Raw genomic sequence first — 13,455 nt, 5'->3', positions numbered from 1 at the left:
AAATGACTTTGAATTTTAAGGCGGAATTCAAAGCATAAAAAAGTATTGAATGACATTGGGGAGGAATAAAAGTAAAAAAAGAGGGAATTAATTCCCTCTTCTACTACTGCTACTACCAACACTTCTAGATGATCCTCCTGAGCTTCTTGGAGCGCTATAGGAAGATGAAGAACGTGATGGTGAAGAATATGTGCTTGATCTGCTAGGGCTAGTAGATCTTTGATACGTTGACGAATTCGTTCTTGTACTTCTGTTATAAGAAGGTGATGAAGAAGAACTTCTTGTAGATCTTGATGTACCATACTGAGACCTGCTATTGCTGCTAGATGATCCACTGTAGGTTCTTGATCTGCTACTAGAAGGTGCTGTAGACCTATAAGTACTGTTGGTATTTCTGCTTGTGCCGTAGCTACTTCTTGTAGAAGTGTTTCCTGACCTATTCATGGCCGGGCTATTGATGTTTCTCCTGGAAGGAGCTGCAGATGCAGCATTATAATAATCATTTTGAGACCTGCTAAAAGAGTTACTGGTAGCAGTAGACCTGTTTCTAGAAACAGCGCTTGAGCTTGTTGACATTGCTTCTCTTCTTGCTGAAGCTCTGGAAGCAGTTGGACTTGCAATGCTTCTGCTTCTACTTGATGTTGTAGCATTAGCAAGTGAAGAAGATCTGTAAGGTCTTGCTCCTTGTACAACGGTTCTCCTATTGGCTTCAGATCCTCCGGGTAAAACGACTACTGTTGGATAATAACCAAGACCACGTCCGTAATAACCAAATCCTGATCTTAAACCGTAAGCCATGTATGGATCATAAAACCCAAAACCACTGCCGTAATAAGGATTTCCAAAACCAAACCCCAAGGACATGCCAAATCTTGGCATCAACCCAAAACCTGAGTTAAACCCAAATCCGGAGTTAAAGAAAGGATCATAATAACCCATACCTCCAAAACCGTAATAGGGGCTGTACATGCTTCTCATCATCATGGAAGACATTCCAAATCCCATCATTGGGTTCATGAAGTAATTATTGGTTACAGATCCACTTCCATTATAATTGGAGTAGTTGTCGTATGCATTTATATTGGGATCATCCGTGCCAAATTCAGTTTGGCCTTCCGAATCATCAAAATATACCGTTGATTCCTCTGCAGCTGGCACTGCTGAACTTTGATATTTAGCTATATATTCCGGGTTGACGTTCTTGGCAGAAAAGTTCTCCACTTCTCCATCAATATCGCGGATTTGTTCAATTTCCTTAAAGTTTTCCGGATTATTATTACTTACAGCATATTCAGTTGCAATTCTTGCATCTGAAGCCATAAAGTACAAATTGTCGACTTCCCCGCCCATGTTACTGGCTTGGTAGCTGGTGCTACAGGCTGCTAGGCCTAAAATCGCAAATGCACCCATTGTCCGAATTGGATTAAAATTAATCATATTGATATTTAGTTTATTCCTCACCTACTATATACGAGGATATAGCAAGAGGGTTATCATTTTTTAATTTATATTTGTCACAAATCACGATTCTAAGATAAAGAGTTTTTTTATTACAACAAAGAAATAATAATGAGTAAAGGTTTACCGAAACGTAGTGAGGATTATTCCCTGTGGTACAATGAATTGGTTAAAAGAGCGGACTTGGCTGAAAATAGTGCTGTCAGGGGCTGTATGGTGATTAAACCATACGGTTTTAGTATATGGGAAAAAATGCAGGCAGAGTTAGATCGGATGTTTAAAAAAACCGGACATACCAATGCTTACTTCCCATTGTTTATACCAAAATCGTATCTCTCCAAGGAAGCGAGTCATGTGGAGGGCTTTGCTAAAGAGTGTGCAGTTGTCACTCATTATCGTCTGAAAACAGATGAATCAGGGAAAGGGGTCATTGTAGATCCGGATGCCAAACTTGAAGAAGAATTAATTGTGAGGCCTACCTCCGAGACGGTAATATGGAGCACCTATAAAAACTGGATTCAATCGTACAGAGATTTACCTTTACTTATTAATCAATGGGCCAATGTGGTTCGCTGGGAAATGCGAACAAGACTGTTTCTTAGGACTGCAGAGTTTTTATGGCAAGAAGGACATACTGCTCATGCGACTAAAAAAGAAGCAGAGCAAGAGACATTGCAGATGATGAACGTTTATGCAGATTTTGCAGAGCGGTACATGGCTATGCCTGTTATAAAAGGAGTGAAAAGTGAAAGTGAAAAATTTGCAGGTGCTGAATCGACTTATTGTATTGAGGCCATGATGCAGGATGGAAAAGCCCTTCAGGCAGGTACATCCCATTTTCTAGGCCAAAATTTTGCCAAGGCTTTTGATGTAAAGTTTGCTACCAAAGATGGTGGTCTAGATCATGTATGGGGGACAAGCTGGGGTGTGAGTACCCGATTGATGGGAGCCTTAATCATGGCACACTCTGATGACAGAGGTTTGGTATTGCCTCCCAAGTTGGCACCTATTCAAGTAGTAATCGTTCCAATTTTTAAGAGTGAGGAAGAGCTTGCCGAGATAAGGGCAAAAGCACTGGAAATAGTGGATCAATTGGATGAAATTGGAATTTCAGTGAAGTTTGATGACAGGGATACTTACAAGCCCGGGTGGAAGTTTGCTGAATACGAGCTAAAAGGCGTGCCTTTGAGGCTGGGTATTGGTCCGAGGGATCTCAAAAATAAAACAGTGGAAATGGCCCGAAGGGACGATTTTTCTAAAACCCTGGTGAATTTTGAGACAGAGGATTTGATTGGTAAAATCAAAGAAACATTAGACGAAATTCAATCCAGTATTTATCAAAAAGCCAAATCTTTTACCGAGGAAAAAACAACAGCGGTAGACAGCTGGGAAGAATTTGTTGAAACCTTGAACAATAAAGGAGGGTTTGTTTCTGCTCATTGGGATGGTACAGCTGAAACTGAAGAGAAAATTAAGGAAAAGACAAAGGCTACCATTCGATGCATACCTTTAGATCAGGTTCAAGAGGAGGGCAAATGCATACTAACAGGAGCTCCTTCAACAGGGAGAGTGCTTTTCGCTAAGGCTTATTAGTTTTATAAGGTATAGAAAGCAAAAGCTAAATTTTTAGCTTAACTAGTATAAGAACTGGATTTTGGGAAAGTGTTGGTGCATAGATCAACACTTTTTCCAAAATTCAGTTTTTTTTATCCCCTCCTCTATATTGAGCTTACTCGATAAAACAGATTGAACATACGGAATTATTAATTATAAATTGTTAATTATCAATTAACAATTAACCATTAATTAATAACCATTACTCATTTACAATTTACCATGAACTTTTTAGGTTAAATAATATAGAAAGACAAATGATTCATTTCATTAAGCTTTCTATTGTTATGAAATCTTGTAATTTTACAGAAAGCTACCAAAACAAGTAGGGTTTGGCTTGTTAAAATGTAATTCATGGACTGGTTGATACTAATAAGTTTAATTGTTTTCGGCGCACTGTTGATAATGCTGGAAGTTATTTTTGTTCCCGGAACGACAATCGTGGGCATATTAGGCCTGGTCTTTACTGCACTTGGCATCTATCATGCATTCGATAATTTTTCGGCCACAGTTGGTTTCAGCGTTCTCTTTGCCTCCGGAGCAATAAATATTGGGTTCATTATATACGGGTTTAAATCCGGTGTGTGGGATCGGTTTGCACTGAAGAGTACGGTAAAGGGAAGAACCTATGATGATCGATTACTAGGTCTTGAAGTTGGTCAACAAGGAGAAACGATTTCAGACTGCAAGCCTTATGGGAAAATAATTATAAGGGATAAAATATATGAGGCCAAATCCCAAGGAGGTTTTATTTCTTCCAAGACAAACATTACCATTACTAAAATTGAAAACAATAAAATCATCATAAAACCTTAAATCATGGATATTTCAAATTCAGTATTAATATTGGTTGCAGCTTTTGGCGGACTAATAATATTCTTTGTTTTCCTATACTTCGTTCCAGTTAACCTTTGGATTACAGCCATATTTTCAAATGTGAAAGTTGGCCTCTTGGAATTGGTAGGAATGCGTATAAGGAAAGTACCACCGGGAGTGATTGTCAATTCCCTGATTACAGCTACCAAAGCAGGCCTAAACCTTACCACCAATGATCTGGAAACACACTTTCTTGCCGGAGGTAATGTGCCCAATGTGATAAGGGCATTGATCTCTGCAGACAAGGCCAATATCAGTCTATCTTTTAAACAAGCTACGGCCATAGACTTGGCTGGTAGAGATGTTTTTGAGGCGGTACAAATTTCTGTCAATCCAAAAGTAATTAATACCCCCAATGTAGCCGCTGTTGCAGCTGATGGTATCCAGCTTATTGCCAAAGCGAGAGTTACGGTGCGGGCAAATATTGCTCAGCTTGTAGGTGGAGCAGGGGAGGAGACTATTTTGGCAAGGGTAGGTGAGGGAATTGTTACCTCTATCGGATCTGCTCAGAATCATAAAAGTGTGTTGGAAAATCCTGACAAGATCTCAAAACTTGTATTGGAGAGAGGTCTGGATGCAGGGACAGCTTTTGAGATTTTATCGATCGATATTGCAGATATAGATGTGGGATCAAATATTGGGGCAAAACTTCAAATTGACCAAGCTACCGCAGATCTGAAAGTTGCCGAAGCAAGGGCAGAAGAAAGAAGAGCAATGGCTGTAGCCTTGGAGCAGGAGATGAAAGCCAAAAATGTGGAAATGAGAGCTAAAGTTACTGAAGCTGAATCTGAAGTCCCAAAAGCGATTGCCGATGCCTTTAGAACAGGCAATCTTGGAGTTATGGATTATTATAAAATGGAAAATGTGAAATCTGATACCAGTATGAGGGATTCAATTGCCAAATCCGATGAAAATAAATCCTCGGATAGGTCTCGGGGTAATGATAAAAATAAATAAAAAGAAAGGGGCATTATGCCCCTTTCTTTTGTTTTCTTCTTTTCTTCAATTCTTTTTTATTCAAAACTTCAGGGACCTTCTCTGTCTTACTTTTTGCCAAAACCTTGTTGTTTTTCTCATCAAAGAGAATTGTGTTATAAAAAAGAGGTAACTCAAAATCGCCATTTTCTTTGATAACACCGTATTTATCTCCTTTTCGGACAAGAATTTTGTCTTTTGCTTCTCTTCTAATTTCCTCATAAATAGGATTGCTAATGCTGGTTCCATCAGGTTTAGCTAGCCCAAAGAGACCATTGTTCTCCAGAAGGTAATAGCCATCTGTTGTTTTGCTAATTCTTTGACAGGGTCCTTCTTCAAGCATAGAAGCTCCATTTTTATTGATCAGGTCATATTTACCCTCTGCTTGAACAATAGCTACCCCGTCTTTAAAGGCTCCTGCGGAGCTATAAGCATAAGGGATGACCATTGTTTGATGGTGATCGATATATCCCCATTTGGTGCCCATTTTTACACTGGCCATGCCCTCAGAGAAAACTGAAACTTGGTCAAAGTTGGGAGCAACTAGTGTATCTCCACTGGCATTGATAAAACCAAATCCATCTCCAATTTTGGCGCCATAGGCCCCCTCATTTCCAGGGAATATCCCTTTGGCAGTTTTGGTGGGCATAACTTCCCATTGTCCTTCTTTATTTAAAAGACCGGTGGTTCCATCCCTGAAATGTACATTAAAGTAATTTCCCGACTTCCTTACTGAATCCATGCCGACAATATCTAGCAGAATGCCGTCATTTTTCATTATTCGCCTTAGCTTCCCGTGAATGTACTCTACCATCACCTCGTTTTCTATACTGATACGGTGAAAGCTATTGTACCTAATATCAGCAGTTGTAGACAAGGCGTTGATCAGTAAGTACTCATTGCTGTTTTTGGCGTAGAAATAATTTTCTTCTAAATGAGTCAATTCATCAATTACCGGCTTTAGAATGTATTTTCCTTCAGTATTTATTAAGCCAAATCCGGATGCTTCCTTTGCTACAATTACATCTGTGGAAGGGTCTGTAAGGGAGATAAACCTTTGGTCAGGGTTTTCTGAAAGGGGAAGGCTAAAAGTTCCATCACTATGCTTTGCAATTACTTGTCCGTTTTTAGCGATTCTGGCCGAGCTGAATTTCCCAATGGAATTGGTAGCTCTTTTCCCTCTGTCATAAACAAAATACTCCTCACCTTTCCTTCCGAGTAAATGCGTGTAATAAGATTGGATTTCATCGTAGATAGCAGGTAAGACCTGCTCGCCATATTCATGTAAAGCTCCATATTTGTCATTGTTTTTAATGATAATCCATGGTTCTAGAAACTGATAAAGAGAGGCATCTTCAATATTTGTGAAGGGTTCATAATTTGCATCCAAAAAAGCCAGATCATTGTCGGCAACATTGATTCTAAGGCTGTTACCAAGCAAGAATATTTCTCCCTCAGCAAGTTTTTTTTCCAAATGAAAGTTATTGTCAAAAACTTCCCAAGTTTGGGGGTAAGCCAAGCCTGTATTCAATAAGGTTAATAGGAAAGGGATAAAAAATTTCAATAGGTGTAATTTGCGCATTTTAACTCATTTTAGGGGTGAAAGTAAAAAGAAATTACAGCTTTCACAATAAAAGAAATGAGGCATTTAGCATGCCTCTTAAAAAAGAAATAATTCTATGAGAAGGATTTGTTTAGTGATTGGCTTTTTTAGCTTCCTCTTTTTCTAAGTCAAAAAGATCATTGATAATATCAATCATTTCCTCCGCTTGATCACGTTTGCAGGCAGCTCTCAGTTGTACCACAGGTACTTTTAGAATTTTCTGCATCATGCTTTTGGTGATCTTATCTATAATCTCAAATTGTTGACCATCAGCATCAGCTTTTTTAAGGTATCTTTCAAGCTCTTCTTTTCGGATTTGCTCCAAGCTATTTTTAAGCTTATTGATGGTAGGTGAAACCATCATTTCTTTTTTCCAATCGTAAAACTCTTTGATATTTTCTACGATGATGTTTTCCACCTGAGGAATGGCTGCTTTTCTTTTGCTTAATGTTTCTGTTGCTTTGCTTCGAATATTGTCCACATTGTATAATAGAACTCCCGGAAGATCTTCTACCGCTGTTTCTATACTTCTTGGAACAGAAAGGTCCACAAGTAACTTATAACTTTTTATATTGAATTTGCTGATTAACTTTTTGCTAATTAAAGGTTCCGGCATGGCAACTGAAGAGATAATCACATCGGCATCCTCCATTGCTTCAAAGCATTTTTCGAAGGGAATGGCCTCAAAATTGTACTCAGCAGCCAGTTCTTTGGCCTTTGAGAAAGTACGATTGGCGATTTTAATCTGAGCATCTCCCAAGTACACCAAGTTCTTGGCAACATCCTCACCAATTTCTCCCAAACCAACCAAAAGTACTCTGGGTTGGTGAGTATTGGAAGTGAGTTCTTCGATTAACTCCACCGCTGCATAAGAAACAGAAGCAGCACCATCCCTAAAAGCCGTTTCTTGTACCACTTTTTTGTTGGTAAAGAAAATGGTGTGCATCAATCGATGAAGGAAAGGTCCGGCCATGTCCATATCTACCGCTGTTTGGTAGGAACGTTTTACCTGATTTGATATTTGCATATCACCTATTACCTGAGCTTCCAATCCCATGGCCACTCTGAATAGATGGGAAATAGCGGCTTTGTCATCTTGGTAGATGTCAAAATATTCCAAATAAGAGATGGTGTCTACCAAGCCTTTTTCAAGGCCTACTAGTTTTATAATTTCTGTGGATAGGTCTAGCTCGTGGCTGTAATAGATCTCCGTTCTATTGCAGGTAGATAAAATTAAGGTGTCTGTCAAACTGAAAAACTCTCTCAATTTACCCAAAAGTGAGCGTACTGCTCCTTCATCCAAAGAAACTAACTCCCGGATTGCTACAGGTGCATTCTTAAATGAGAGACTTAAAGCTTTAAACTTTGACTGCATAGCAACAACTTTCAGCTACAAATTTATTATAGAATTGGGACGAAATGAATTAATTCATCAAAGGGAGTTCAATTTATAATGCTTCTAAATAAATTACTCCTTTTTTCATTCCCAATACAACAATGCAATTTTTTGGAATAACATTCCATAATTGTTAATTTATGTTGGCAAAGGTGGAAAAGTATGCTAGATAAATGGTTTTATAGACTCAAATCTTACTTGGGATTCACGCGAAGAGAAATGCGGGGCTTCGTATTTGTGATACCCATTCTCGCCTTACTGTATGCCGTACCCTATTTTATTGAGAGGTATAACCGATCTGTTTCACAAGAGATGTACCTGAAATACATCGCCAAAAACAAAGCCTTCTTTTCTTCAGAATCTGCTTTTTCACAAGTTTCACAGGAAGAAAAGTCCAAACAACCACAAGAAGAAAAGGGAAAAGGGGGTGCCAATGTTTCTGTCCCTAGGCTTACAAAACCTTCTCAACCGGTATTTAATCAATTAAGCTTTGCTGAAGTATCGGCAATAGAATTACAAATGGTGCAGGGTGTAGGGCCGGTCTTGTCAGCCAGAATCAGTGAATACCGTGATAATTTAGGGGGATTTCATAGACCTGAACAGCTTTTAGAAGTGTATGGAGTAGATGCAGCATTGGCTGAAAAGATTTATACTGCTTTCACTTTTGAACCTAGAATAATCAGCAAAATTAATATCAATCAAGTTGATTTTAAACAGTTGATTAAGCATCCGTACATAGATTATGGAGCAACCAAAGTTATTTTGGCCTATAGGGATCAGCATGGAGCATTTGGGTCGGCAGAGGACTTATTGAAGATCAAGATTTTTAACCGGCCTTGGGTGGATAGAATTGCACCCTACCTCAGTTTCTGACTTTATTAATGTCAATGTGTTTTTCCTTCTGGTTTTTTGTTGGAAATTTGTAACATGAAAGATTTGGTTGCCCAATTGGCTGACGTTTCGTTGAATTTACCTGCCTACCCTATAAATTTAGAAAAGGGTGATGAGGGTAAATACTTTGTTTTTGACCCCATAAGGAAGAAAAAATTATTATTAACTCCTGAAGAATGGGTAAGGCAACACATTATTCATTATTTGGTTACGCACATGAATTATCCCGGCAGCTTGATTTCGCTGGAAAAAGGCTTAAAATACAATGCCCTACAAAAGCGCTTTGATATTTTGGTATTGGACAGGTCGGGCGCATCCTTTTTTCTAATTGAATGCAAAGCACCGGATGTGAAATTGAGCCAAAAAACGGTTGAGCAAGTTTGTGTCTACAATAATAAATTCAATGCCCCATATATATGTATTAGCAATGGGCGGATGCATTATTGCCTTAAAAAAGACTTAAAAACAGGTAAATATTCTCAAATTAATCATTTCCCAAAATTTGAAGAAAATCAAGAGATTTAAACAACTGATTTATGACAATTTATGTGACCTTAGTCATGTTATTTGCTAAATTTGTCTAGTATCTTTCAAAAAAATAAAGGCTGGATATGATGAATAAAGTTAAAAGTACGCCTTGTGAACTGTGTTTGAGCAGAAAGTTATCCTTATTTGCCGGACTAGGGGAAGAGCATTTGTGCAGTGTATCAGAAGGGAAGAATTTTATTTCTCACAAGAAGGGCCAAATCCTTTATTATGAAAGCACGAAGCCTTTGGGTGTTTTCTGTGTAAATAGTGGGGTGGTTAAAATTTTTAAAACCGCATCGAACGGTAAGGATCAGATCATACGACTGGCTCAGAAAGGAGATCTTGTGGGTTATGCTTCATTGATCGGAGAAGAGGCCTATACTACCACCGCCACAATTGTGGAGGATGCAGGTATTTGTTTTGTACCAAAAGAGGTGTTTTTAAAAGTGATGAAAGAGGACAATAATTTTCATCAACGCCTTACACAGGCCCTTTGTCATGACATGGGATTAATGGAAAGCCAGTTGACCGATGCTACTCAGAAATCTATCAGGGAGCGTTTGGCCTTGACATTATTGCAATTGGGAGACAGTTATGGTGTGGATGGAGGAGATAGGCAACGGCTAGACATAACCCTTACCAGGGAGGAAATTGCAGGGCTCGTTGGTACGGCTACAGAGACAGTAATTAGACTGCTTTCTGAGTTTAAGAAAGATAAACTTATAGATTTACAAGGGAAGAAAATTATATTATTGAATCGAAAAGGCTTGGCTAGGCTTTCAGATTTCTATGGCTGATATACCAAAACAAAAAAGCCCTAGGATGGGCTTTTTTTAAATGAATCTATTTTGAGAGTTGAGTGATTGGTTCTAGCTCAAGCTTTCTAAACTCTACTTTGGCACCCTCTGCTTGAACAGCAACTTGCCCTTTAGTGGCCGTAGCATTGTATCCTTCGTTTACCAAGTCACCATTTACCCAAACCTTAACTTTATCCTCTAAGCACTCGATCACCATTCTGTTCCACAGACCGGGAGTATTTTCTGAGCCATCGGTAAGGTTGAGAATTCTTCTTTTTTTACCTTCAGTCACTCCCCACTCTTCTTTAGGCCCCCTTCTTTCCACCATATTGTCTACTTCTATATTTTCTACTATGCACCAAAAATCCCCTGCATTTTCATGGTACATCTGAACCTCAATTGATTTGGGGAACATTTTGTACAAAGACCTGGGGGTAGAGGCATGTATGAGTATTCCACAATTTCCTGTGGCTTCAGGAAAGCGGTACTCTGCAGTAATCCTGTAGTTTTCATATTCATCATTGGTGATCAGGTGACCTTGAGGGGTTCCCATGCTTATCAATAGCCCGTCTTTCACTACAAAGGAGGGGCTAATATTGGGATTTTCATCTTGATCCGGTACATCCACATGCCAGCCGGACAAATCCTTTCCATTAAAAATAGGTATTTTCTGTGCCATCAAAGGGCTCAGCAGCAACAAAGATAGCAAGGAAAGTAGCAATGCTTTTGACTTCATGGTATAGGGTTTTATGGTTAAGGTTATAAAGCAAACAGGGGAACACCTGCGTAGACGTTCCCCTGTAAGAATTGATGGGTTGTGATAGAATAAGCTTATCCGATCAAATTGCCATTGTCATCCCACTGGGCAATGGTCCCCCTTGTACTGATGTCAAGATATACGTCTTTGTATTTGGGGTCGTTTTCAAGACCATGTTTGGCCAAAACTTCTTCTGGTACGCCATCCCAAGCATTAGGGCGGTTACCTACATATCCCAAATCTTTGAAACCTTCTTCGCTCGTGAAGAAACCAGTAGCAGTTAAGTTTCTAAGGTTGTTAAAGAACTTAACACCACTAAGATTTTCAGGTTTTGCAGTATCAGGGTAAGCGATCAAATCAATTACTTGGGTGCGTTGATCTTCAGAGATTTCTAAGAATTTGTTTCCAAATAGTTCATCTGATTTGTGATCAAGCCATAACAAGCCCCCTCTTAATGGGGTTTGATAACTAGGGATATCCTTCACCATAAATTCAATAAAGTCCGGCACACCTGCATCTGTGGCACTCCCTGAAGTATCATCTGCAGGTATAATCATGTCTACAAGTAGGTCTAGCTTTTGGCGCTCTTCTTCTGTGAAAAAGGTGGCGGATTTCAGGTTTTCGTTATGGATGATTTCTTCCGGAGTTCTTCCATAACTACCAAATTCTCCTATTTTAGGATTGTGAGGGATTTCCACTGTTTCCGGTGATTCCGGTCCGCATCCTGTAAACAGCATACCTGAAGCCAGGGAACCGGTAAATAAAAGTTTTAGGTTTTCTCTTCTGTTCATTGCTTTAGATATTTTTCTTGTTCAGTTGATCGATAATGTATTCGGAAGTTCTCCAAGAGTTGGCCAAGATGGTCCATGTTGGGTTTTTATCTGCCTGAGAAACAAAAGCTCCACCATCTACTACAAACAAATTTTTGCAATCATGTGCCTGCGAATATTTGTTCAAAACAGATGTTTTGGGATCATTACCCATACGTGTGGTTCCAACTTCATGAATAATTCTTCCGGGTTTATGCAGCCCAAACTCTTTGTCTCTTCCCGGTTTTTCTCCCAAGATAACTGCCCCCATGCTGGTCAAAATTTCTTCAAACGTATCGTGCATGTGCTTGGCTTGGTTCAGTTCTTGATCACTCCATTTGTAGTGGAATTTCAATACCGGGATTCCATATTTGTCCACCACCTGATCATCTATTTCACAGTAGTTTTCATAACGCGGAATACTCTCTCCTCTGCCTGACATACCTACAGTACTACCGAAAAATCTTCTAATATCTTTTTTCAAGCCGGTACCATATCCTCCGTTAACTCCGGGATTACCAAATTCATCTTTGACATATTGTCTCATGGTATCCATGCCACCACCAAAACCATAGGAAGGCATTCCCATTCCGCCCCAATATTCTATGTGGTAACCTCTGGCAAAATCCAAGTTTTTTTCATTTAGCCACCAAGGAGTATATACGTGCATTCCACCCACTCCATCTTCATTGTATCTTTCTCTGTCCATCATATCGGGAAGAATCCCCATCCTATCTGCTCCTGTGGAGTCATGCAAGTAATGGCCTACATGTCCGGAACTATTTCCTAATCCATCAGGATGTTGTGCAGACTTGGAATTCAACATGATCCTTGCTGATTCACAAGCGGAAGCTCCCAACACAACAACCCTTGCAGAAAGTTTGTATTCTTGCATATCCAGCTTACTTATATAAGTAACCCCGGTAGCTTCTCCTTTATCATTGGTAATTACTTTTCTGACCATGGCCATGGTAAAAAGATCCACTTGTCCTTTTTTCATTGCCGGTTTTACCAAGCAAGTTCCTGCAGAAAAATCTGCATAAACCTGACAGGCCCTGTTACATTGGCTACAGAAGAAGCAGGTTCCCCTGTCATTGTTTACAGGTCTTGTAAGGATGGAAAGTCGAGAAGGTATGACAGGAACATTGACCTTGTCAGCACCTTTTTTAATGAACAATTCATGCAAACGAGGTTTGGGAGGAGGAAGGAAATTTCCATCCGGCTCATTGTTGATTCCTTCTTTAGAACCAAATACACCGATCAGTTTGTCCACCTTGTCATAATAAGGAGCAATGTCATCATAACTGATGGGCCAGTTTTCACCCAAGCCATCAAAATCCTTTCGCTTAAAATCTAAAGGACCAAATCTCAAAGAAATTCTTCCCCAGTGATTGGTTCTTCCACCCAGCATTCTAGACCTAAACCAATCAAATTCACTTCCTTCACCTCGGGTATAAGGCTCTCCGTCAATTTCCCAACCACCTATGGCAGCATCAAAATCTCCGAATGGACGCACAGTGCCGGCACCCCTTCTGGGAGATTCCCACGGTGGCCTTAATTGAGTCCTGTGCTCCTCTATAGCCGGGTCAAAATCAGCCCCAGCTTCTACTACTGCTACCTTCAATCCGGCCTCTGCCAAGATTTTGGAAGACATTCCACCACCTGCTCCAGATCCTACGATGATTACGTCGTAAGCATCTCCGGCGGTCTGTATTTGAATACTCATTCTTTGTTTTTTATTAATTACTTTG

At 39.6% G+C, this 13,455-nt stretch carries 12 protein-coding genes; 6 read left to right on the top strand and 6 right to left on the bottom strand.

What is annotated here, in order from left to right; translation table 11 throughout:
• Window positions 1-87: 87 nt before the first annotated feature.
• Window positions 88-1,437 carry a hypothetical protein gene (locus Q4534_RS13430; RefSeq protein WP_303613658.1) on the bottom strand — a complete coding sequence of 450 codons (1,350 nt, stop codon included), beginning with the start codon at window positions 1,435-1,437 and terminating at the stop codon, window positions 88-90.
• A 132-nt stretch (window positions 1,438-1,569) separates the two neighbouring features.
• Here Q4534_RS13430 and proS point away from each other — a divergent pair, with 132 nt between their 5' ends.
• From proS to floA, 3 genes are all read left to right on the top strand, one after another.
• Entirely contained in the window at window positions 1,570-3,051 is a 1,482-nt protein-coding gene (gene proS / locus Q4534_RS13425) for a proline--tRNA ligase (RefSeq protein ID WP_303613657.1), read from the top strand.
• A 375-nt stretch (window positions 3,052-3,426) separates the two neighbouring features.
• Window positions 3,427-3,888: an NfeD family protein gene (locus Q4534_RS13420; protein WP_303613656.1), complete on the top strand. Its 462-nt coding sequence runs from the start codon at window positions 3,427-3,429 to the stop codon at window positions 3,886-3,888.
• 3 nt (window positions 3,889-3,891) lie between these two features.
• Window positions 3,892-4,905, top strand: a complete 1,014-nt coding sequence (floA, locus tag Q4534_RS13415) for a flotillin-like protein FloA (RefSeq protein WP_014020566.1) — start codon at window positions 3,892-3,894, stop codon at window positions 4,903-4,905.
• A 13-nt stretch (window positions 4,906-4,918) separates the two neighbouring features.
• Here the strand turns inward: floA and Q4534_RS13410 are convergent, their stop codons facing one another.
• Together Q4534_RS13410 and hemA are read right to left on the bottom strand one after the other, a co-directional pair.
• A complete protein-coding gene (locus Q4534_RS13410) occupies window positions 4,919-6,505 on the bottom strand; it encodes a WG repeat-containing protein (protein ID WP_303613655.1) in 1,587 nt (528 codons plus the stop codon).
• A gap of 112 nt (window positions 6,506-6,617) precedes the next feature.
• On the bottom strand, window positions 6,618-7,901 hold the full coding sequence (hemA, locus tag Q4534_RS13405; protein WP_303613654.1) for a glutamyl-tRNA reductase: 1,284 nt from the start codon (window positions 7,899-7,901) through the stop codon (window positions 6,618-6,620).
• Between the two features lie 183 nt (window positions 7,902-8,084).
• Between hemA and Q4534_RS13400 the strand changes: the two genes are divergently transcribed.
• The 3 genes from Q4534_RS13400 to Q4534_RS13390 all read left to right on the top strand — a co-directional run bounded on the left by Q4534_RS13400 (window position 8,085) and on the right by Q4534_RS13390 (window position 10,138).
• The gene (locus Q4534_RS13400) at window positions 8,085-8,795 is read left to right on the top strand and encodes a helix-hairpin-helix domain-containing protein (RefSeq protein ID WP_303613653.1); all 711 of its coding nucleotides are present in this window, start codon (window positions 8,085-8,087) and stop codon (window positions 8,793-8,795) included.
• Window positions 8,796-8,849: 54 nt separating this feature from the next.
• Window positions 8,850-9,338: a type I restriction enzyme HsdR N-terminal domain-containing protein gene (locus Q4534_RS13395; RefSeq protein WP_303613652.1), complete on the top strand. Its 489-nt coding sequence runs from the start codon at window positions 8,850-8,852 to the stop codon at window positions 9,336-9,338.
• 86 nt (window positions 9,339-9,424) lie between these two features.
• Window positions 9,425-10,138 carry a Crp/Fnr family transcriptional regulator gene (locus Q4534_RS13390; RefSeq protein WP_303613651.1) on the top strand — a complete coding sequence of 238 codons (714 nt, stop codon included), beginning with the start codon at window positions 9,425-9,427 and terminating at the stop codon, window positions 10,136-10,138.
• Window positions 10,139-10,184: 46 nt separating this feature from the next.
• Here Q4534_RS13390 and Q4534_RS13385 read toward each other — a convergent pair whose 3' ends face one another.
• The 3 genes from Q4534_RS13385 to Q4534_RS13375 all read right to left on the bottom strand — a co-directional run bounded on the left by Q4534_RS13385 (window position 10,185) and on the right by Q4534_RS13375 (window position 13,430).
• Entirely contained in the window at window positions 10,185-10,874 is a 690-nt protein-coding gene (locus Q4534_RS13385) for a DUF1080 domain-containing protein (RefSeq protein ID WP_303613650.1), read from the bottom strand.
• Between the two features lie 95 nt (window positions 10,875-10,969).
• Window positions 10,970-11,686: a gluconate 2-dehydrogenase subunit 3 family protein gene (locus tag Q4534_RS13380; protein WP_303613649.1), complete on the bottom strand. Its 717-nt coding sequence runs from the start codon at window positions 11,684-11,686 to the stop codon at window positions 10,970-10,972.
• Between the two features lie 4 nt (window positions 11,687-11,690).
• Window positions 11,691-13,430, bottom strand: coding sequence for a GMC oxidoreductase (locus Q4534_RS13375; RefSeq protein ID WP_303613648.1), 1,740 nt, complete (start codon window positions 13,428-13,430; stop codon window positions 11,691-11,693).
• Window positions 13,431-13,455: the final 25 nt, after the last annotated feature.

Origin of the sequence: Cyclobacterium sp. 1_MG-2023 (genome assembly GCF_030546805.1) — a bacterium.
Taxonomy (GTDB): Bacteria; Bacteroidota; Bacteroidia; order Cytophagales; family Cyclobacteriaceae; genus Cyclobacterium.
This window is presented reverse-complemented; position numbering and strand designations above follow the sequence as displayed.